At 58.3% G+C, this 21,811-nt stretch carries 19 protein-coding genes and 1 pseudogene; 18 read left to right on the top strand and 2 right to left on the bottom strand.

The window, feature by feature from the left end; translation table 11 throughout:
- Window positions 1-207: 207 nt before the first annotated feature.
- From M1617_00230 to M1617_00160, 15 genes and pseudogenes are all read left to right on the top strand, one after another.
- Window positions 208-1,482: an HD-GYP domain-containing protein gene (locus M1617_00230; protein ID MCL5886727.1), complete on the top strand. Its 1,275-nt coding sequence runs from the start codon at window positions 208-210 to the stop codon at window positions 1,480-1,482.
- A complete protein-coding gene (locus M1617_00225; protein ID MCL5886726.1) occupies window positions 1,475-2,659 on the top strand; it encodes an HD domain-containing protein in 1,185 nt (394 codons plus the stop codon). The genes M1617_00230 and M1617_00225 overlap by 8 nt, the downstream gene beginning before the upstream one ends.
- Window positions 2,656-3,204: a DUF5317 domain-containing protein gene (locus tag M1617_00220; GenBank protein ID MCL5886725.1), complete on the top strand. Its 549-nt coding sequence runs from the start codon at window positions 2,656-2,658 to the stop codon at window positions 3,202-3,204. Before M1617_00225 ends, M1617_00220 begins: the two co-directional genes overlap by 4 nt.
- A gap of 78 nt (window positions 3,205-3,282) precedes the next feature.
- Window positions 3,283-6,579, top strand: a complete 3,297-nt coding sequence (locus M1617_00215) for a hypothetical protein (protein MCL5886724.1) — start codon at window positions 3,283-3,285, stop codon at window positions 6,577-6,579.
- A 372-nt stretch (window positions 6,580-6,951) separates the two neighbouring features.
- Window positions 6,952-8,679 carry a preprotein translocase subunit SecA gene (gene secA, locus M1617_00210; GenBank protein MCL5886723.1) on the top strand — a complete coding sequence of 576 codons (1,728 nt, stop codon included), beginning with the start codon at window positions 6,952-6,954 and terminating at the stop codon, window positions 8,677-8,679.
- Window positions 8,660-9,079: pseudogene (locus M1617_00205) on the top strand (preprotein translocase subunit SecA). The gene secA and the pseudogene M1617_00205 overlap by 20 nt, the downstream one beginning before the upstream one ends.
- A gap of 399 nt (window positions 9,080-9,478) precedes the next feature.
- The gene (locus M1617_00200) at window positions 9,479-10,342 is read left to right on the top strand and encodes an SEC-C metal-binding domain-containing protein (protein MCL5886722.1); all 864 of its coding nucleotides are present in this window, start codon (window positions 9,479-9,481) and stop codon (window positions 10,340-10,342) included.
- Between the two features lie 30 nt (window positions 10,343-10,372).
- Complete coding sequence (gene prfB / locus M1617_00195; GenBank protein ID MCL5886721.1) at window positions 10,373-11,506, top strand: peptide chain release factor 2; 1,134 nt, start codon at window positions 10,373-10,375, stop codon at window positions 11,504-11,506.
- Between the two features lie 5 nt (window positions 11,507-11,511).
- Complete coding sequence (locus M1617_00190) at window positions 11,512-12,306, top strand: phosphatase (protein MCL5886720.1); 795 nt, start codon at window positions 11,512-11,514, stop codon at window positions 12,304-12,306.
- Complete coding sequence (locus M1617_00185; protein MCL5886719.1) at window positions 12,303-13,199, top strand: YitT family protein; 897 nt, start codon at window positions 12,303-12,305, stop codon at window positions 13,197-13,199. The genes M1617_00190 and M1617_00185 overlap by 4 nt, the downstream gene beginning before the upstream one ends.
- A gap of 23 nt (window positions 13,200-13,222) precedes the next feature.
- Window positions 13,223-14,050: a transketolase gene (locus M1617_00180; protein MCL5886718.1), complete on the top strand. Its 828-nt coding sequence runs from the start codon at window positions 13,223-13,225 to the stop codon at window positions 14,048-14,050.
- Window positions 14,051-14,056: 6 nt separating this feature from the next.
- Window positions 14,057-15,004: a transketolase family protein gene (locus M1617_00175; protein ID MCL5886717.1), complete on the top strand. Its 948-nt coding sequence runs from the start codon at window positions 14,057-14,059 to the stop codon at window positions 15,002-15,004.
- A gap of 90 nt (window positions 15,005-15,094) precedes the next feature.
- Window positions 15,095-15,781 carry a cell division ATP-binding protein FtsE gene (ftsE, locus tag M1617_00170; GenBank protein MCL5886716.1) on the top strand — a complete coding sequence of 229 codons (687 nt, stop codon included), beginning with the start codon at window positions 15,095-15,097 and terminating at the stop codon, window positions 15,779-15,781.
- Window positions 15,771-16,685: a permease-like cell division protein FtsX gene (ftsX, locus tag M1617_00165; protein MCL5886715.1), complete on the top strand. Its 915-nt coding sequence runs from the start codon at window positions 15,771-15,773 to the stop codon at window positions 16,683-16,685. The genes ftsE and ftsX overlap by 11 nt, the downstream gene beginning before the upstream one ends.
- Before the next feature lie 52 nt (window positions 16,686-16,737).
- On the top strand, window positions 16,738-17,934 hold the full coding sequence (locus tag M1617_00160; protein ID MCL5886714.1) for a S41 family peptidase: 1,197 nt from the start codon (window positions 16,738-16,740) through the stop codon (window positions 17,932-17,934).
- A gap of 10 nt (window positions 17,935-17,944) precedes the next feature.
- Here M1617_00160 and M1617_00155 read toward each other — a convergent pair whose 3' ends face one another.
- Complete coding sequence (locus tag M1617_00155; GenBank protein MCL5886713.1) at window positions 17,945-18,376, bottom strand: hypothetical protein; 432 nt, start codon at window positions 18,374-18,376, stop codon at window positions 17,945-17,947.
- A gap of 259 nt (window positions 18,377-18,635) precedes the next feature.
- Here M1617_00155 and M1617_00150 point away from each other — a divergent pair, with 259 nt between their 5' ends.
- Window positions 18,636-18,998, top strand: a complete 363-nt coding sequence (locus M1617_00150; GenBank protein MCL5886712.1) for a S41 family peptidase — start codon at window positions 18,636-18,638, stop codon at window positions 18,996-18,998.
- A 10-nt stretch (window positions 18,999-19,008) separates the two neighbouring features.
- On the opposite strand, the gene M1617_00145 is transcribed toward M1617_00150, so the two are convergent.
- A complete protein-coding gene (locus M1617_00145) occupies window positions 19,009-19,440 on the bottom strand; it encodes a hypothetical protein (GenBank protein ID MCL5886711.1) in 432 nt (143 codons plus the stop codon).
- Between the two features lie 100 nt (window positions 19,441-19,540).
- Between M1617_00145 and rnr the strand changes: the two genes are divergently transcribed.
- Both rnr and M1617_00135 read left to right on the top strand, forming a co-directional pair.
- Window positions 19,541-21,472, top strand: coding sequence for a ribonuclease R (gene rnr / locus M1617_00140; protein ID MCL5886710.1), 1,932 nt, complete (start codon window positions 19,541-19,543; stop codon window positions 21,470-21,472).
- A gap of 31 nt (window positions 21,473-21,503) precedes the next feature.
- A partial coding sequence (locus M1617_00135; GenBank protein ID MCL5886709.1) for a M42 family peptidase occupies window positions 21,504-21,811 on the top strand: 308 nt, incomplete at its 3' end.

Here is a 21,811-nt window from a genome sequence, read left to right as displayed (position 1 = left end):
AGTTCTTCCATCACTAGCGGAATGGGAGAGGACCACAGTTCCTAAAAGGAGGTCTTCTCATCATGAAAATGACACGCATTCTTGTTCTGCTAAGTGCTTTGGCCGCCGCTCTTTATGCCGGCGGAGCCCATTTCAGGGTCTAGGGGGCTTTGATCAAGATACGCTTTCGTGGCTGAACGGCACAGTTTTCGAAATAGGAGTGGATGCATGAGGATACGCATCTACTCCTATTTCACTTTCTTTGTTGCAGCGGTGTTGTTGGTCACGCAATGGTCAGTTCATTACGTCGACTACTGGATGGTGGGGATTTTTGTGATTCTCACTCAGGCAGCAGAGCGGTTTTCGCATCCACTTCGAGGAGGGGGTACGGTTTCTCTTGCCTTTCCGGTTGGCTTAGCAGCTCTGCTGAGCGGCGGGACGACTTCGGCGATGATTGTGGCGGCTGCCTCAGCCGTCACCTATGAAGATATCGTAGCGCGCAAACCAGTACATGCCATCGTTTTCAATATATCTCAACTAGTCATATCCGCAAATCTGGCATCAAACCTGTACGTCGCGATTGGGGGACATCCGCTGTCTGCGTCAGGGCAAGCGGGTCCAGGCGGATTGATATGGTTGCTGTTCGCTTCTTTGGCTGCCACGACCTATATTGCAATCAACATAGCATTGACTGCAATCTATTTTTCGATGCTTCGGGGGGCATCACTCCGCTCGCAGCTGGCTGGTTTCGGTAGATACGCGAAAGGTCTGCCCCTCCCTACAATGCTCGGCATTGTGATTGCGCAGCTTGTTGCAATCGCGGGGTTGCCCTACCTGCTGCTCCTACTGGCTCCGTTTTTGATTGCGCGTCAGACCTTCATGATCTATGAGCGACAGCAGCACACGTATATGGACACGGTCCGATCTCTTGTTGCTGCACTTGAGGCCACGGATCCATACACGAGTGGCCACACTCAGAGAGTCGCCACTTATGCGCGAGCCCTAGGGGAGAGGATGGGTTTGAGCGAAGTTGAGCTGAGGCGTGTCGAGTGGGCGGCATTGCTGCACGACATCGGTAAGATCGCGCTCAAGAACGAGACTCTCTGCAAGCCGAGCACTTTGACCGACGACGAGTATTCAGAAGTTAAGAAGCACCCCCAAGTCGCCGCTGCAATTTTTGGGGAAGTCGACTTCTTGGCTGACATCACTCCGCTTGTGGCTTCCCACCACGAGCGCATTGATGGTAAGGGGTACCCGCTGGGACTGGTCGGGGAAGAGATCCCTCTGGCTGCACGCATTATCACTGTCGCCGATGCCTTTGATGCGATGACCTCTTGCAGACCCTATAGAACGACGACTTCGGTGGACGATGCTGTGCTTGAGCTGCAAAAGGCCACCGATGGACACCTTGATCCACACTGCGTAAAACATTTCATAGGTGTACTGAATGAAGGCATCATCAGCCCATACCAGTTGAAGGTGGATGGTGAGTCCAATGCTTAGCGTCAGGTTGGTCAGTTCTGGTGTGGCGCTGACCGCATTGTATTTTCTCTTGGTTGGCGGAAGCGCAATCGACTCCCGATGGCTTCTGATTCTCGCCCTTACGCTCGGTGTCTTCTTGTGCAATGCCCTCCCACTGTCACTGCCTCGAGGTAGTAAGGTTCGGATAGATGTCGGTGTTGTAGTCGCAGTGATCGCACTCCTATCCTCAGAAACTGCCGTGCTGGTGGTCTCCCTCGGCACGGGTGCAGCAATGGCCGTATCGTCTTTAGCTAACCAGCCTCGCGCTCCGCTAGTGGATCTTGGACGCCGGATCATGGCGACCCATATCGTAGCCATCCTATATGCACAGTTAAGCACCCGATTCGAAATATTCGACTCCAGCCTTGAGTTGCTCGTACTGGGCACTCTGTGCGGAGTCCTATACTCCCTGCTGGACCTGTTTGGCTATCTCTTGGTCGAAGGCAACTCCGATCTGCCTTTGTTGACAGACGCTTTCGGCGGAATACTCAGGCTTCTTGGCCTCCAATACTTGGCCCAGATGAGCGTAGGTATCGTCATGGCTATCACTTATGAAGGGCTGGGCGCCATCGCTATATTCATTGTGGTGGTTTTGCTTCTGTTGATGCAGCACAGCTTCAGTTTGCACCTTGGTCTGCGCAGAGCGTATCTTTCTACGGTCTCCGCTTTGGCACGCGTTTCTGAACTGCGCTTTGACGATCGACAAGGACATGCCGACAATGTTGCTCGGCTTTCGGTATTGATCGGTCGCAGGCTCGGATTCAAGGGGGACGACATAGAGCGGCTTTCCCTTGCGGCGTTGCTGCATGACATAGGAAGCCTGGGGCTTGGGCCGGACTGCGTGAACGGCGGTAAGGAGCAGCGCGACGTCGTGGCTTCGCGCGGGGCAGAGATCATGTCGACGGTGGAGATGCTTTCTGATGTTGCTCCAATCATTCGACTGCAGGGAGAAAAGGCGGAACTGTCGCTGGCTCTCGAAGCGAATGACCTCGTGATGGCTCAGATAATAGGGGTTGCATCAAAGTATGATGACCTGTCCCGGCAGGGGCTTGCCCCACCCAAGCGCCTCCAGCTGATAAAAGAAGGGGCGGGGACATCGTATCCTTCGAGGATTGTCCGTGCGCTTGAGCGGGTCCTTAGGGAGAGAAGGTACAGATGATTCTGTTAGTAGGCCCCCTGCTGGGCATTGTGGCTGGTCTGTTGTCTGGGGGAAGGCTCTCGGCTCTAGGTGATCATCGCATACGGGGAGCCGATCTATTCATTGGGCTCTTCGCGGTCCAGCTGCTGGGAACGGCCCTGCCCTGGGGTCTGTCTGAGGCAGTCATGTTGTATGGCTTTTGGTCAATCCCGGTGCTGGGGTGCTTGGCGGTGGCGCTCTGGAACTTCCGCGAGCCCGGGTTTGCCCTAATCGCTCTAGGCTTCGCTGCTAACCTGTTTGTCGTAACAGCTAACGCTGGAATGCCGGTACTGTCCCTCAATGCCGAGTTGATTGGCGGAACAGCCCAGCTCGTGGATCAGGCTGTCGCAGGATCATGGCTGCATGTTTCTGCGCATCCCGATACAGTCCTGCTTTGGCTCAGCGACGTCATACCTGTTCCCGGGCCCGGGGCCATAAGGGGGATGGTAAGCGTTGGGGATGTGTTTCTTTCCATGGGGCTTGGGTTATACATTCTTCGCTCAATGCATGTTGGTGATTCAAAGTAGAGCAGTTGTTTAGAATTTGTTATGATGGATGTTCTACGATGCATGGTGGGGGAGGGTCGCGATTCAAGGGCGGTGGTCATGCATAACATGAAGTATGTCATTCCGGTTTTCAGTGGGACGATTGTGCGCGAGAGACTCATCGACCCACTCGTCAGGGCAAACGATTCAACTCTAGTGATAGCCGCCCCGAGCGGCTATGGCAAGAGTGTGCTTGCCTCTCAGTTGGCTTCTGAGTTCAGGGCACCCACCGTATGGATGGATTGCGCGACCCTCGATTGGAGCAGAGAGCGGTTCTATTCAGCACTATCGCAACTTGTTGAGCCGACTAGCCTTTCGGCACAGACAAGCGAACCCCTGACCAAACCTTTGAGCGCCGTAGATATGGCTGACCGAGCCCTTGTTGCTCTAGCCGCCATCAGTGGAGACTGCGGAGTCACTATGGTTTTGGATGACGTTCCCAAGGACGCGGATTTTGGCGTTATCCAGGAGTTGATTGATTTTTTGGGACCTTTGAGCGGGTGCCGCGTGATCGTGACCACGCGATGGGAGTCGCCTGACATTCCGAGCAACCTTCGCAGTGCGACCATGCTCTTTGCCGAGAATCTTTCAATGAGTGACCTCGAGTGCCTTCAAATCCTAAAACGGTACCTCGCTGTGGAGCCTGACCCGGACATGGTTGCCGGACTACTGGGTATGTCAGGTGGCAGAGCTGCAACACTCTGTGTTCTTGCCAGGCACATCGCTTTGGGGACGATCGAGATGTCCCCCGACGGAGCAGTTTCGGGCTCGACTCCTCTTGACCTCACGGTTTATTTGACTGAACTTTGCGACAAGCAGTTGGATGATAGGATGAAGAGGTTGCTATTTTGCTGCGCTCTTCTTAGATCCGGAACTGACATCGATATCGAGAAGGTCCTTGGGAAACTTTCACCAGCCGACATGGTTATGCTGGCAAGATTGATACCGCTGCTGGCCGTTGACGAGGATGCTGGACGATTGCGATTCAGAATTCACGATATCGCCGCTGACGTCTATGAGGATACGCTTTTCGCAACCGGACGCCCCATGAGACTTGATGCTGATGACTTGTTGGCACAAGTACTTGAGTCACTGAGTGAGTCGGGTCGATACGACTCTCTTTTCACATTGGCTCTACGGAGAGCCCCCAGTCAGACGCTATTTGATTGGACCGAGCGTTCGGGGCGAATACTGCTTGATCTGGGCAGCTATGGACTCATGGGTCAGGTCTTTGACCGACTTGGCGCCAAGTGGATTGCTCGGAGCCCACGGATACTCTATTTGAACGCAAGACTGCTGGGCGATCAATTGAAGTACCAAGAGGCGCTGACGATGGCTTCGTCGGCACATGAGCTTGCATTGGTCGAAGACGATGAAGCGGTTGCAATTGAAGCCCTGCTATTGAAGTCTCATCTCCAGTTCGATTTAGCGATGATGGGCGATGCAATACAGCCACTAAGGATGGCCCTCGAAGGTAGGTTATCACCTGACACCCGAGCTTTGGCGTTGATACATTTGGGCTGCTGCTTGCAGTGGATGGGATCTTTCGAAGAGGCCACGACATGCATTGAGGCTGCAGCAGAGCTTGTCGAGAGAGAGGCCCTCAAGCCGGAAGTTGTGGCCAGAGTGATGCACTGCTGGTGTGCAATCCAAGTGTTGCATAGGGGGAATTTTGCAGAAGCACACGAGGCATACAAGAAGATTAGTACTGAGAATATTCCATTCAGTCAGCAGATGTTGATGAAGGGCAACTTAGCAGTTTTCAACCTTGAGAAAGCGCGGTTGCAGTACGCACTCGAACTAATTGAACCCCTAATTGAGAGATCTCGAGCTAGGGGGCTTGTAACTTTGAAGCACTGGATGGTTAATACCTCCGCATTGGCCAACATTGGATTAGGCAGGTACGAGGAAGGCAGCTTGCTTCTTGAGGAATCCTACGCTGGCTTCTCGACTCAGGGTTACGACTTTGAGGCGGCACGCAGCTGTATGGATCGATCAGTCTGGCTGCGATCCACTGGAGATTACCATGCGGCACTCGCAATGTCTGAGAAGGCATTCGAGCATCTGGACTCATGTTCTTGCATTTGGCTGGAATGGATGTTGAAGCTGGACCGCGCGGCCAACCTCCTTGCGTTGGGAGAAGTCGGAACAGCTAGGGAGCTAGCTGGCGAAGTGAGCGAAACGACCGCAAAGGAAGGGGCGGCCCAACACGCCCTGATCGCCGCAATGATTCTTGCGGATATCGATCGAAGGGACGGCCGCCTCGATGATGCGGTCGAACGACTGAGCCATCATGTCGACCATATCCTTACCGAGAGCTCCAATTGGTGGACCGGCATGTACATTCGATCCTTCCCGCACTTGTTGGGGCTCATTGCCGAGAACATTGATCCGGAACGCTTGTCCATCTATCTGCTGCGAATGGTCTTACCGCAGGACGCAGATAGAGTCCTCGATGCAGCCCGCGAGGTCATGAGTTGCGACGATGCGTGGGAGCGGCTGGCAATTCGTATCACAGATGAGGCTGATTCGCTCCACCATGACAGCGAGGATTCGGACTCCACACCCAGGTGTCGCGTCAAGATGTTCGGAGGGCTGGAAGTACGGGTGGGAAATCGGGTCATTCGCGAGAAGGATTGGAAGAAACGCAAGGCACGCTTGTTATTCATGATGCTGATTGTCAGACAAGGAAAAGACGTCCCGGCGGATGTGATTCATGACTGTCTTTGGCCTGACAAGACTACCGACAAGGCGCGCAACAATCTGTACGTCATCTGGAGTGCCATGAAGGCTGCACTTATGTATCGACCAACCCGCGCCAAGCGCTTGCCATACGTCGAGAATGTTGGCGGGTTGTGTCGGATGGTCGTCGGTACGGTCGATTTGGATATCGCCGAGTTCGGACACCTGACGACGAGGGCGGCCGAAGCTGAACGCAGTGGCGATGTCGAAGCGGCAATAGAGCATTATGTGTGCTTGGACGAGATCTACGCTGGAGACCTTCTCCCCGGAGATCTTTACGAGGACTGGTTTGCGGAAGAGAGAGACCGGTATCGAATCGCATTCGGTGATGCGATGCTAAGAGCAACTAAGCTTGCGATGGATGCAGGGAAGACTAGCGAGGCACTCAAGTTCGCCTGGAGTGGTGTTTCGGCAGATAGTGGGCGAGAGGACCTTTGCCAGAGCCTCATGAGGTGCCTGATCGCGACCGGCCAGCGGACCATAGCAATAGAGGTATATATGAAGTGCAGGGAAAAGCTGATTGAAGACTTCGGATTGGATCCTTCAGCGGAGACGGTTGCCCTATACAAGCAGATTCTTTCAATGGAAGAACCTGACTGTATAGATTCTGTATAGACCCACTGTGTAATGTTGATTTTGACCTAGCGGTAGCTAGGTTGCGCCGAGCTGGTTTGTCGGGTTCCCTCTTTAGGGCGACCTAGGTGCTGTATCGAGTTCGTTGAGGTGTGGAGCCGGGAGAGCTCCTGAGGGGCATCGAACCGAGCTTGTAGCACTGAAACAGATGAACCCGAGGTGCTAGCGGAGCATGGGCGGTCGACGGGGAGCTGTCGGCCACCCACTGCTCCGAATCCCACGCGCATGCAAGGCACACTTGTTGCATCTAGTCGCAACCGAGCGACATCACCCTGATTGCCCTGTGGTAGAATCGGTGTCGCTTTTCGGGCAGAGTAAGTCAATTGGAGATTCAGAGAAGGCAGCGTACAGAACATGGTAAATTTCCTCGCGAAGCTCCTCACACTCGGTGAGGGCAAGCAGTTGCGCGAGTTTGAATCCCTTGTCACGGTCGTCAATTCCCTGGAGGGGGACGTCCAGAAGCTATCGGATGAAGACTTGCGAGCGAAGACTGCTGATTTCAGACAGCGACACGCGAACGGCGAGCCGCTAGAAGACCTGATGCCTGAAGTGTTTGCGACGTGCCGAGAGGCGTCTGTCCGCTCCCTCGGAATGCGTCATTTTGATGTTCAGCTCATCGGTGGAATGGTTCTCAACAGAGGCATGATCGCCGAGATGAAGACCGGTGAGGGTAAGACCCTTGTTGCTACTCTGCCGGTATATCTGAACGCAATCCCCGACAAAGGCGTCCATGTGGTCACAGTCAATGACTATCTCGCCAGGCGCGACAGCGAGTGGATGGGCCAGGTCTATCGCTTCCTAGGGCTTGAAGTGGGCCTGATCCAGTCACAGATGGATCCAGCTCGACGCGGGCCCGCTTACCAGGCGGACGTCACCTACGGAACCAATGCTGAGTTCGGATTCGATTATTTGCGCGACAACATGGTTGTTATTCCCGGCAACAGAGTCCAAAGAGGCCACGGTTTCGCAATCGTCGACGAGGTGGACTCGATCCTCATCGATGAAGCGCGCACCCCGTTGATCATCTCGGGGGCGGGCACTAAGTCGGCGGACACGTATAAGGCTTTCGCCAAGATAGCGCCGCGGCTGCGTCAGGGTGAGGACTTCGAGCTTGATGAGGCCAAGCGCACCGTAGCCCCCATCGACTCCGGGGTAGAGAAGGTCGAAGAGTGGCTCGGCATTGAAGATCTGTATTCCGATCCGAGCGGGAAGATGGTGAACCATCTTCAGCAGGCGCTCAAGGCACAATACATGTTCAAGAAAGATGTCGACTATGTGGTCAAGGACGGCGAAGTCATAATCGTCGACGGGTTCACCGGTCGCCTCATGTATGGCCGCAGGTACTCGGATGGCCTGCACCAAGCGATCGAAGCCAAGGAGAAGCAGCACGTCCGAGAAGAGAACCAGACGCTGGCCACCATCACCCTGCAGAACTACTTCCGCATGTATGAGAAGCTGGCGGGCATGACCGGAACGGCAGTCACTGAGGACGCTGAGTTTCGCGCAATCTACAATCTGCCCGTCATGGCAATTCCGACACACCGCGATATGGTCCGGGAGGATCGACAGGATCTGATCTACCGAAACACCGAAGCCAAGTTCAATGCGGTCGTTGAAGAGATCGCGGCTCGCCATGCGATTGGCCAGCCGACACTTGTCGGCACAATCTCCATCGAGAACTCCGAGATGCTCGGGCGCATGCTCAACAAGCGAGGAGTCAAGCACAACGTGCTCAACGCGAAGTTCCACGAGCAGGAAGCAGCGATCATCGCCCAGGCCGGGCGTCTCGGCTCTGTGACTATAGCTACGAACATGGCTGGTCGAGGGACCGACATCATCCTCGGTGGGAATCCAGAATTCCTAGTAGACGATCTGTTGCGCGAACAGGGCGTCAAGCCAGAAGAGGCGGATGAAGGGCGTCGTTCGGACGCGCTCCGGCAGGCCAAAGCCATCTGCGATGCGGAGCATCTCAAGGTGATCGAGGCCGGCGGACTGGCGGTTCTCGGCACGGAGCGTCACGAATCACGTCGAATCGACAACCAGCTGCGCGGTCGATCGGGACGACAGCTTCCGCATGTATGAGAAGCTGGCGGGCATGACCGGAACGGCAGTCACTGAGGACGCTGAGTTTCGCGCAATCTACAATCTGCCCGTCATGGCAATTCCGACACACCGCGATATGGTCCGGGAGGATCGACAGGATCTGATCTACCGAAACACCGAAGCCAAGTTCAATGCGGTCGTTGAAGAGATCGCGGCTCGCCATGCGATTGGCCAGCCGACACTTGTCGGCACAATCTCCATCGAGAACTCCGAGATGCTCGGGCGCATGCTCAACAAGCGAGGAGTCAAGCACAACGTGCTCAACGCGAAGTTCCACGAGCAGGAAGCAGCGATCATCGCCCAGGCCGGGCGTCTCGGCTCTGTGACTATAGCTACGAACATGGCTGGTCGAGGGACCGACATCATCCTCGGTGGGAATCCAGAATTCCTAGTAGACGATCTGTTGCGCGAACAGGGCGTCAAGCCAGAAGAGGCGGATGAAGGGCGTCGTTCGGACGCGCTCCGGCAGGCCAAAGCCATCTGCGATGCGGAGCATCTCAAGGTGATCGAGGCCGGCGGACTGGCGGTTCTCGGCACGGAGCGTCACGAATCACGTCGAATCGACAACCAGCTGCGCGGTCGATCGGGACGACAGGGAGACCCTGGGCTCTCACAGTTCTTCCTATCGCTCGAGGATGATCTCATGAGACTTTTCGGCGGGGATCGGATGGACAAGATCGGCGCCATGATGGCCAAGACGCAGATACCGGACGATATGCCCATCCAAGCGGGGTTGGTCTCCAAAGCCATAGAGGGCGCCCAGCGCCAGGTCGAAGCGATGAACTTCGCTTCCCGTAAACACGTTCTGGAATATGACGATGTCATGAACAAGCAGCGTGAAGTCATCTACGCAGAGCGCAACAGCATACTCGACGGCAAGGACATCCACGATCGCATCGAGTCGATGTTCACAGACATCATCACCCAGGGCACTTTAGCCTACTGTCCGGAGCGGACCTACGCCGAGGATTGGGAGTGGGACGATTTCGCCACATGGTACAGAGGTGTGACCGGACTGTCTGGAGAAGTCGAGAAGCACAAGGGATCGATCTCCAACCCTTACGAGCTCGCCGATGAGCTGGTTCGCGCAGCCCTGGCACGTTTCCTCGAGCGCGAGCAGGAGCTGGGCCCCGAGCAGCTACGAGAGCTGGAGCGCCAAGTGATGCTCCGGGTCATCGACGCTCGCTGGATGGAACATCTGCTGGAGATGGATTACCTCAAGGACGGGATCGGCCTCAGGGCAATGGGTCAGCGCGACCCCCTCAACGAGTACAAAGCGGAGGCGTACGAATCGTTCACCGCTCTGGTCTCCCAGATCCACGAGGATTTCCTGCGCACCATGATGCACATCCAGGTCGCTGTCATCGAGCCCACCGCAGAAGCTCCGATTCGAGATGTCAGCTACAGTGCGCCTTCCGAACAGACGATCTTCAGCGGAGCGGTCCAGGCCGCGGCTGCAGCAGGTCCTGCAGGCCCATCGCCGGAGGCGATTGCGGCGGCGTCGGCGGCGGCTGGCGGCGGCAAGGGCCGACCACAAGTCGTCAAAGACAAGTCAGATCCCTTCGCAGATGTGGGGCGCAACGATCCTTGTCCATGTGGTAGCGGCAAGAAGTATAAGAAGTGCCATGGCGCCAATGGTTAGTGCGCAAGAGGCGATCAGGCGACCGGCTCTATGATTCAGGATAGAACTACAGAGATCGCCGCTTTGCGTCAGCGCGCCGAGGAAATCGCTGGCTATCTTCGGCTGGATGCCAAGCGGGAGCAGGTAGCCGCTTTGGAGGAGGCCACCGCCGCAGCCGACTTCTGGGAAGACCCCTCGGCGGCACAGGCGACGATGGCGAACCTGTCGGCGATCAAGGATGAGATCGACACGTATGAATCGGTCGTCTCGGCGATCGAGGACATGGAAGTTTCCAATGAGCTCGCAGTGGGCGAAGGCGACGAAGAGATGGCTGCGGAGGTCGACGGTGACTTACGCAAGGTCTCAGCACGGCTGGATGAACTTGAGGTCAATACTTGGTTCACCGGCGAGCTAGATTCTCGGGATGCCATCATCACCATCACGCCCGGCCAAGGAGGGCTCGAAGCCCAGGACTGGGCCGAGATGCTGTTCAAGATGTATCTGAAGTACGCGGCCAACAGGCGCTGGAAGGTAGACATCCACGATGCGACCGGCGGCGTTGAAATCGGAATCGACCGTGCGGTGTTCACTGTGCACGGCCACAATGCCTACGGAATGCTCTCCTCGGAGAATGGGGTCCACAGGTTGGTGAGGATCAGCCCGACCGATGAGAAGAAGCGACGCCAGACTACCTTCGCAGGAGTCGAGGTCCTTCCGGTGATCCCGCAGACCGTCGAGATCGACATTCGCGATGAGGACCTTCGGATCGACGTGTATCGCTCAAGCGGACCGGGCGGGCAATCGGTCAACACGACCGACTCGGCCGTCAGGATCACGCACATTCCGACAGGCATCGTAGTGACCTGTCAGAACGAGAAGAGCCAGCTCAAGAACAAGGAGACCGCGATGACGATCCTGCGCTCGCGACTCTTTGAGATCGAGGAGCAGAAGCGCCGCGAAGAGCTCGATCAGCTCCGCGGGGTCAGGCAGGATATCTCGTGGGGCAGCCAGATCCGCAATTACGTTCTCTACCCGTACCAGCTGGTGAAGGATCTTCGCTCAGGAGTCGAGACCGGCAACGTCGAAGCTGTGCTTGGCGGCCAGATCGACGGGTTCGTCATCGGCTACCATCGTTGGAGGGTCGGCTCCGGCAGTGAGACGGCCACTCACGCAGGGGCGCAGTAGCCAAGATGTCCCTACTTGCCGACCTACACACTCATACGATCGCCTCAGGACACGCATATTCGACCGTGACCGAGAACGCCGCCGCAGCTAGACGCGCGGGACTCGAGCTCATAGCCGTGACCGACCACGGCCCGGCTGTTCCCGAGGGCGCGCATCTGTGGCATTTCTGGAACCTCAAGGTCATTCCAAGCGTTCTCGACGACGTCCGCATCATAAAGGGCTGCGAAGCGAACCCATGTCTCGCTTCGGAAAACGGAATCGATCTTCCAGACGAGGTGCTCGAGCAACTCGACTTCGTCGCGGTGGGGCTACACCCGCTTACCGGCTTCGATGAAGGCGACCGGATGAAGAACACCGAGGCTATGCTGCGCGTGATCTCGAATCCCTTCGTCGACATGATCACGCATCCTGGGAACGAGGACGAGTTTCCGCTCGACATCGATGAGATCATCGCCGCTGCAAAGCGTCATCGCGTAATCATCGAGATCAACGACTACTCCTTCACGCCGACCTCTGCCCGCAACGGCTCTTCGGCGCGCGAGCGGGAATTCGCAGAGGCTGCCCACGCGACGGGCACACCCATCGCAGTGGGCTCGGACGCGCACTATCACTTGCGTGTGGGCCGCTTCGATCACGCACTTGGCGTGTTGGAGAGCCTCGGAATACCGCATGCAGCATGCGTGAACCGCGATGCCGAAAGCGTTCTGGAGTTCCTTCTCGGCAAGCGGGCCAGGCCGCGACTTGAGTACGGTGGAGTGTGGGCGACGCCCGAGGGCGGCAACGTTGAGGCCAGCCGATGAGGGCGTTTTCCAAGGTGAATCCAGGGGCCGTGTTGCGTCATCGGCCGGTACGGGATTATGCGTACATGACCGTCGGATTGGCGCTGACCGCTTGGGGATTGGCGGCATTCCTGATCCCGAACAAGCTGGCTGCGGGTGGCGCATCGGGACTTGCCACCGTCATCTTCCACGTTGCGAACGACTACGGTCTTTTGGCCCCTGTCGGCCTTCAGATGCTTGTGATGAACGGCATCTTGCTTTTACTGGCGATTCGCTCGCGCGGTCTGCACTATGCGGCCAAGACGATCTACGGCATCGTCGGGCTTTCAATCATGATCGAGATTGCTATGAGGTTCACCCCGGTTCTAGCCAGTGATGACCTTCTGCTGGCCGCCATATACGGCGGAGCGGTTTGCGGTGTTGGCATGGGAATGGTCTTCAAGGCCGGAGGCAATACCGGCGGCACCGCAATCGTCGCCCAGCTACTGGCACCCAAGTTCAATCTGAGCGTCGGCCAACTCGTGCTTGCGGTCGACGCTGTCGTCGTGGCTATGGCAGCGTTCGTATTCGGGCCGGAGTTCGCGCTTTACGCGGTCGTGTCAATCTTCGTCACTGGGGCGGTCATCGATCTGGTGTTAGAGGGCCTCAAAGTCGAAAAGGCGGCGTTCATCATCTCGGACTCGGCCGATCGTATCGCGGCAGCCGTCACCGAGGAGCTTGGCCGAGGCGCAACGTTCCTCTCGGCGACCGGAGCTTACACGGGCGAGGAGCGTGGCATGCTCTTCGTTGTGGTGACCCGCCGAGAGATCGATGACCTCAAGTCGATCGTGAGCGCGCTCGATCCACATGCGATGATGATAATATCCGATGTCCACGAGACCCTCGGCGAGGGCTTCAAGAAGATGGGTGTGTGATGTTCAAGCGAGGCAACCATAGCGTGACCGAGATACAAGAGATCGCGACCCGCATGCGGGGCGACATCGTAGCGATGATTGCCGAGGCGGGAAGCGGCCATCCTGGTGGCTCGCTATCTGCGGCCGACATCGTCGCGACACTGTACTTCGGCGTGATGAACCATGACCCGGAGCGCCCTGATTGCCCTGAGCGGGACCGGTTCATCCTCTCGAAAGGCCATGCGGGGCCGGTCCTCTATGCAGCGCTGGCCGAGGCCGGGTACTTCGACAGGGAGCACCTTGCCACCCTGCGCAAACTCGGATCGATCCTCCAGGGGCATCCCGACAGCCGGAAGACCCCGGGCGTCGAGGTGTCCACCGGCTCGCTGGGCCAGGGGCTTTCAATCGCCAACGGCATCGCCGCCGCGCTGCGAGCCGACGGGCTCGCCGAGCCCCGGGTCTGGTGTCTTCTCGGCGACGGAGAGCTGCAAGAGGGCCAGGTGTGGGAGGCTGCGATGTTCGCAGCGCATCACCGCCTCGACAACGTCATCGCGATCATCGACCACAACGGGCTGCAGATCGACGGTGCGTGCAGCGACGTCATGGATCTTGGCGAGGTCGCCGAGAAGTTCGCCGCCTTCGGGTGGGAGACCTCCGTCATCGACGGCCACGACGTAGGAGCTCTGGTCAGATCGCTGCAGGAAGCTCGCCAGCCGTCGGACCGACCGAAGGCCATCGTTTGCAGCACTATCAAAGGCAAGGGCGTCTCCTTTATGGAGGGCTGCGCCGACTGGCACGGGAGAGCCACCAACGCCGAGGAAACCACTTGCGCGATGGGTGAACTTGGATGCGACCTCGAGGAAAGGGTGTGATCGGTAGTGGCACGCGCTACTCGTGAGGCATTCGGCGAGACACTAGTCGAGCTGGTCAAGGAAGGATGCGACGTCGTTGCCGTCGAGGCCGATCTCTCGAAGTCGACGACCACAGCGAAATTCGCTGCGGCGTACCCGGAGCGGTTCTACAACGTCGGAATCGCCGAGCAGAACATGATCGGTACGGCGGCCGGTCTCGCTGTCGCGGGCAAAGTCGCGTTCACGGGATCGTTCGCGGTGTTCGCAACAGGCAGGGCCTACGATCAGATCCGCAACACGGTCTGCTACTCGGGCCTCGACGTCAAACTCGCACCCACGCACTCTGGCATCACTGTCGGACCAGACGGCGGCAGCCATCAGATGCTCGAGGACATGGCGCTGATGCGAGCGCTCCCAGGCATGCGTGTACTGGTCCCCGCGGACTACAACGCCGCAGTCGGCGCACTCCGCGCGGCCGCGAACACGCCGGGGCCGTTCTACGTCCGTCTCGGCAGGGTCGGCGTGCCCGACATCTACGGTGCTGACCACAAGTTCGAGGTCGGTCGAGCGTACGTCCTTCGCGAGGGGGCGGATCTCACTTTGGCCGCCTGTGGCGTGATGGTTGCTAAAGCATTGGAGGCGGCAGAGATACTAGCCGCCGAAGGAATATCGGCCGAGGTCGTGGACGTGTCGACGGTAAAGCCACTTGATGCGGAGACGATCATCGCTTCGGCGAGCAAGACGAAGGCGGTGCTGGCCTGCGAGGAGCACAGCGTCATCGGTGGCATGGGCTCGGCTGTGGCTGAGCTGTTGTCGCAGGAGTGTCCAGTGAGAGTCAGACGCATCGGGATTCAAGATGTGTTCGGGACTTCCGGGGAACCCGATGAGCTCATGGAGCATTTCGGACTCGGGACAGGCCACCTTGTCAGTGCGGCAAAAGGGCTGATTGAAGGCGAGCGGGCCAAGATTTGCTAACATGGACAACGTTGTTCCAGAAGTAATGACCATCACCGAGCGGCAAGTCGCACTGCTGTGCGAGACAGATTCGGGAAAGAGAAATCGTTTATGATCAGCTTACAAGGCATAGAGAAGTGCTACGGCGCAGACAGACCGGCGTTGTCCGATGTCAACGTCGAGATAGGCCAGGGAGAGTTCGTTTTCCTGGTGGGCCATTCAGGGTCCGGTAAGTCCACCTTCATCAAGCTGCTTCAGCGGGAGATATACCCCACAAAGGGCACCATCGTTGTGGCCGGTCAGAATCTGGTGAAGCTCAAGAACTGGAAGATCCCTTACTTGCGCCGCAACATCGGCTGCGTCTTTCAGGACTTCAAGCTACTCCCTAACAAGACCGCCTACGAGAACGTCGCTTTCGCTCTGGAGGTCATCGGACGGTCAAAGCACGTCATCCGCACCCAGGTGCCAGAGGTCCTCAGGCTTGTAGGATTGGAAGACAAGCTACAAAGCTATCCAGGGGAGCTATCGGGAGGGGAACAGCAGCGCGTCTCGATCGCGAGGGCGTTCGTCAACAGGCCACCGATCCTCCTTGCCGATGAGCCAACCGGTAACCTCGACCCAGCAACGTCACTCGGAATCATGAGCCTGTTCAACCGGATCAACAAGACCGGTACCACCGTACTGGTTGCGACTCACGACCGCGAGATGGTCGACTCGATGCGCAAGCGGGTCATCGCGCTAGAGGGCGGCCGGGTTATTCGCGATCAATCCAGGGGGGTGTACGGTCATGGCGATTAATGTCGGGTACTTCGTCAAGGAAGCCGTGACTAATTTCCACAGGAACTGGGTGATGAGCCTCGGTGCCGTCATCACCATCTATCTATCTTTGCTCCTTGTTGGCATTTCGCTGGCTGTCGGATCCATCATGGGCGACATAATCCGTGACTTCGAGGAACGGGTCTCGATTCAGGTGTTCATCAAGGATGGAGCCGCGACCGAGGATGTCCAGGCCCTACAAGCTTTCATTAGCGGCCAAGATCTCGTGAAGAGCGTCGGCTACACCTCCAAGGAAGAGGCTGTTGAGAAGTTCCGCGAGCAGTGGGCGGCCAGCCCAGAGATCTTAGAGCAGCTTCCGCACAACCCACTCCCTGCCTCTCTCGACGTTGAGCTGGTCGATACCCGCGAAGTCGCATCAGTGGCAGACACCATCATGGCAAGCGAGCTCTTCCTCGCAGTCGCAGAGCGCCCAGAGGAGCCGGAGCGGTCGGTGTCGTATGGTGCAGGGATGATTGAGAGGCTGTTTGCGTTTACAGGAGTTATGCGCATAGCGTCCACGGTCTTTATCGTCCTGCTTACCGCGGTGAGCTTGATCTTCATCAACAATACAATCAGGCTGGCAATCTATGCACGGCGCAAGGAGATCGGCATCATGCGACTGGTCGGAGCGAGCAACTGGTTCATCAGGACACCATTCCTGCTCGAGGGCGTGCTTCAGTCAATCATCGGAGCCGCGCTCGCTATTGCAACTCTGACTGCCATGAAGTTGCTGCTAGTTCCACAGTTGGGAGACATGCTCCGGTTCCTGCCCATCACCTTCTCCACTGCTGCGATGGTACAACTTTCGCTCATAGTTGTTGTTGCAGGGATCGTGATTGGACTTCTGGGATCCGGACTTGCACTGAGACGATACCTGAAAATTTAGACCTACGTGGTCGCACCCCGCCCAGCTTGATACAAGTGATTGGATGCACCTGATGCGAGTATTCTTTTACGGACTTGCTGTCGTGTTTGGACTCCTCTTCACCGCCGCAGTCTTTGGAGCCGGCGTCATGCTAGGCGGTGCCAAAGACTTCGGCCGCATGATGGACTTCAGCGGCAAGATCACCGCCCCCGTCGGCGATGAGGACTTCATGCGGGCTGTCCGCGAGGTCGATGCCATTCTCGCCCGAGAGGCACTTAGGCCCGCTTCCGAGGAATCCAAGACCATCGGAGCCGTCAAGGGTCTCCTAGAGGGCACCGGTGACGAGTACGCCCTCTACTTCGATGAGCGCCACTTCGGCTTCTTCAACGAGCAGAGCGACGGCGAGTTCTTCGGCATTGGGGTCAACATCGGTCAGCGGGACAGCAGTGTGTACGTGGTGTCCGTGATTGAGGGCACTCCTGCTGAGCGTGTAGGTTTGCGTGCCGACGACATCTTCGTGCAGATCGATGAAGTCAAGCGCGATGAGTGGACCACCGAAGAGGTAGTTCGCAGGGTCCGCGGACCGGAAGGAACTGAAGTCAAAGTGACCGTCTTCAGGCCTTCTGAGAAGAAGAACGTCGAGTTCACCATCGAGCGTGCCAGGATCAACATCCCCAACATCGAGACCGCTCGCGAGGGTGACGTTGGGTATGTGAGACTGATGAGCTTCAACCACAAGTCCGCCGATGAGCTCCGCGACGCGATCAAGAAGCTGCAGTCGGAAGGCGCCAAGGGCATCGTACTCGACCTGCGTGACAACGCCGGCGGCCTATTGCAGTCCTCCATAGATGTCGCATCGCTGTTCATCGCCGAGGGCGATATCGTTTCGATCGAGGGTCGGGCTGGGATCGAGGACGTCTACACTGCTACTGGGCGCAGCTACTTCGACATGCCGCTAGTGGTGCTCATGAATCGCAACTCTGCCTCTGCCAGCGAAGTCCTTGGTGGCGCGCTGCAAGATCACGAGAGGGCTCAGCTGGTGGGCGAGCAGAGCTTCGGCAAGGGTAGCGTGCAGGGCGTGCGCGAGGTTTCCTTCGGCGGTGCGATCAAGTTCACCACGGCTCACTACCTGACGCCTGATGGTCGCGAGATCAACGGAGTCGGACTGACGCCAGATGTCGTCGTGGAGATGGAGCCTGAAGCGCAAGCGGACGAGGCGACCGACGTACAGCGCAAGAGGGCATTCGAGCTGATTCGCGAGCAGTTCTAGCGAGGACCGATCAGTCCTCGTCGTCCTCGTCTTCGCCGATGGTGAACGGCTCCAAGCCGTAAGGCGATTCCTTGAGGAGGCGCGCTGCGGGACCGCTGTTCTCCGACTCGGCGATTGCGTCGCGTCCCGGATTGCCACGCAACTCCAGCGTGGCGCCATCGCGGTACAGGCGCATGACGGCAACGCCGTCCTCGGTGCTGAAATCAAGGAACCTGAAGCTATAGATGTTCAGGAAGATGCACCCGTTGGCGATGATCGTCGCAGCGGATTTATCGATCATGAGCTTGACCAGCGAGGCCTCGCCGGCCTCGATGACGACCCCGTCGACTTCGTAGACGAAATCGGTGGATTCCAGAGTCTCAAGGGCCCTGGCCATATCGTATGGGTGTGTGAGTGTGCCGCTTCCGATGAAACAGGGAGCCAGCGGTCTTGCGTCGTTCAATCAAATCTCCTGCCCGGTCGTTGATCCGTGAGGTACCATTCTACGCCACGCTTGTATAAGATTCTACCATTCACGCGATTCTGGAGGCTTGCCAATGCGGATGAAGAAGCTTTTGTCCAAGGCACAGCGGGGCGGATTGGTCGTTGGGCGCATCTCGGTGAACCGCAAAGGCTACGGGTTCGTTCAGTCGCCCTCGGGCGACATCTAATCGCTGTTCATCGCCGAGGGCGATATCGTTTCGATCGAGGGTCGGGCTGGGATCGAGGACGTCTACACTGCTACTGGGCGCAGCTACTTCGACATGCCGCTAGTGGTGCTCATGAATCGCAACTCTGCCTCTGCCAGCGAAGTCCTTGGTGGCGCGCTGCAAGATCACGAGAGGGCTCAGCTGGTGGGCGAGCAGAGCTTCGGCAAGGGTAGCGTGCAGGGCGTGCGCGAGGTTTCCTTCGGCGGTGCGATCAAGTTCACCACGGCTCACTACCTGACGCCTGATGGTCGCGAGATCAACGGAGTCGGACTGACGCCAGATGTCGTCGTGGAGATGGAGCCTGAAGCGCAAGCGGACGAGGCGACCGACGTACAGCGCAAGAGGGCATTCGAGCTGATTCGCGAGCAGTTCTAGCGAGGACCGATCAGTCCTCGTCGTCCTCGTCTTCGCCGATGGTGAACGGCTCCAAGCCGTAAGGCGATTCCTTGAGGAGGCGCGCTGCGGGACCGCTGTTCTCCGACTCGGCGATTGCGTCGCGTCCCGGATTGCCACGCAACTCCAGCGTGGCGCCATCGCGGTACAGGCGCATGACGGCAACGCCGTCCTCGGTGCTGAAATCAAGGAACCTGAAGCTATAGATGTTCAGGAAGATGCACCCGTTGGCGATGATCGTCGCAGCGGATTTATCGATCATGAGCTTGACCAGCGAGGCCTCGCCGGCCTCGATGACGACCCCGTCGACTTCGTAGACGAAATCGGTGGATTCCAGAGTCTCAAGGGCCCTGGCCATATCGTATGGGTGTGTGAGTGTGCCGCTTCCGATGAAACAGGGAGCCAGCGGTCTTGCGTCGTTCAATCAAATCTCCTGCCCGGTCGTTGATCCGTGAGGTACCATTCTACGCCACGCTTGTATAAGATTCTACCATTCACGCGATTCTGGAGGCTTGCCAATGCGGATGAAGAAGCTTTTGTCCAAGGCACAGCGGGGCGGATTGGTCGTTGGGCGCATCTCGGTGAACCGCAAAGGCTACGGGTTCGTTCAGTCGCCCTCGGGCGACATCTACGTGTCCGGCCGAGACATCAACGGCGCTATGCACGGTGACACCGTTGGAGTGAAGGTAGTTGCCGGAGCAGGGCGTTTCCGCCGAAGGGGGAGCGTGCAGAAGGTACTCGAACGCGCCAACGAGACGATCGTCGGCAGGTTCGAGGGCAGCGGCCGCCACTCGGTGGTCATCCCGACGGATGCCCGCATCCGTACTGAGGTCCTCATCGACCGCAACGCTACTTTAGGCGCGAAAACCGGCGACATCGTGGTCGCTCGGCTGACCGCATACCCCTCGCGCCAGACCTACGCGCAGGGAGTCGTCGAAGAGGTCATCGGCAAAGAAGGAACGCCGGGACTCGAGATCGAGGTCATCATCAGGCAGCACGGCCTGCGGGTCGAGTTCCCGCCTGCGGTGCTCGATCACGCCGAGGCGATCGAACTCGACGTGACACAGGCGCTCCAGCAAGCCACTCGGCGTGACCTGAGGGACGTCTACACCTTCACGATCGACCCGCACGATGCCCGCGATTTCGACGACGCGATCACCGTCGAGCGGATCGAAGGCGCGCTGCGCCTGGGCGTGCACATCGCGGATGTGAGCCACTACGTGGCCTGGGGCGACCCCGTCGACGAGGAAGCAAGAAGGCGCACAACGAGCGTCTACCTGGTCGATCGCGTGCTGCCCATGCTTCCGGAGAAGCTTTCGAACCACCTGTGCTCTCTCAATCCCAACGAGGACAGGCTCGCCTTCTCGGTGATGATGGATATGGACGCTAACGGCGCCGTGGTAGGGTACGAGCTGTTCCAGTCGGTGATCCGCTCGGATCGGCGCATGGACTACGACGAAGTGCAGCGCTACCTCGACGGCACCGACCCCTGGCCCGACGAAGCCAGCGAGACAGCGGTGCGCGAGTTCGCAAGGGCAGCGGCGCTTCTCGGCAAGAGGCGCGTGGCGCGTGGCGGGCTGGACTTCGAGACCGTCGAGGCGAGGGTGCGCCTTGCCCCGGACGGCGAGCCGCTCGAGATCGTGCTGCGCGAACGCACGCAGGCCACCAACATGATCGAGGAGGCGATGATTCGCGCCAACGAGGTCGTCGCAGCCCACATGACCGAAGCGCTGGCCCCGATGATCTACCGCATCCACGAGGACCCGGACCCGGAGGCGCTTGCGCAGGTCGCCGTCATCCTCAAGGAGTTCGACTACCCCGTGACCGACGTCGCGGACGCGCTACCCGCCACCTTCCAGCGCATCATCGAGTTCGCGCACGACCGGCCGGAGAAGCGCCTCATCAACTACCTGCTGCTTCGGGCGATGCAGCGCGCCAAGTACACCGCCTACCTGGCACCGCACTTCGGGCTTGCGAGCGAAGAGTACACGCACTTCACGAGCCCGATCCGCCGCTACCCCGACCTGCTTGCGCACCGCCTGTTGGCCGCGCAACTCGCGGGCGAGCTGGAGACCCCGGCCGTCGCCGAGATGGCCGAAGCGCTCGAGTGGATGGCCGATCACTGCTCGGTGATGGAGCGCGAAGCCGAAGCCGCCGAAGACGAGTCGACCCGGGTCAAGATCGCGCAGCTCATGCTCGCGCATCTGGGCGAGGTGTTCGAGGGACTGATAACTGGTGTAAACTCTTTCGGGCTCTTCGTGCAGCTTGACAATACCGCCGAGGGCCTTGTGCACGTCCGACGTATGACCGACGACTACTACGAGCTCGACGCCGAGCGCCTCACGCTTTCTGGAAGTGAGCGAGGCCGCACGTATCGCCTTGGCGAGCGTGTCTCGGTCCGGCTCATCGATGTGAGCGTCGCAGAAGCCCGGATCGACTTCGAGCTGGTATCGTGAGTCGCTTGTGATGGAAGGAAACAGGAAAGATATGAGAACAGAATCGATAGAGTTCCTAAAGGCACTGGTCGAGGCCCCGTCGCCGTCAGGCTTCGAGGAGCCTGCCGCTGCCATATTCCGCGAGTATCTGGCGCCCTTCGCCGACTCGGTGGACACCAACGTCATGGGATCGGTCCACGCGAAGCTGGCCGGTTCGGCAGGTAAGGACGGCGCCGAAACGATGAGCGTCATGCTCGCCGGTCACATCGACGAGATCGGGCTCATGGTCAACTACATCATGCCCGAGGGCTTCATCGCCTTCCAGGCCATAGGCGGCGTCGACGACGCCATCCTCCCCGG

This window comes from Actinomycetota bacterium, assembly GCA_023488435.1.
Classification (GTDB): domain Bacteria; phylum Actinomycetota; class Coriobacteriia; order Anaerosomatales; family UBA912; genus UBA912.
The sequence above is the reverse complement of the archived record's forward strand: the minus strand, read 5'-3'. Positions and strand labels throughout refer to the sequence as shown.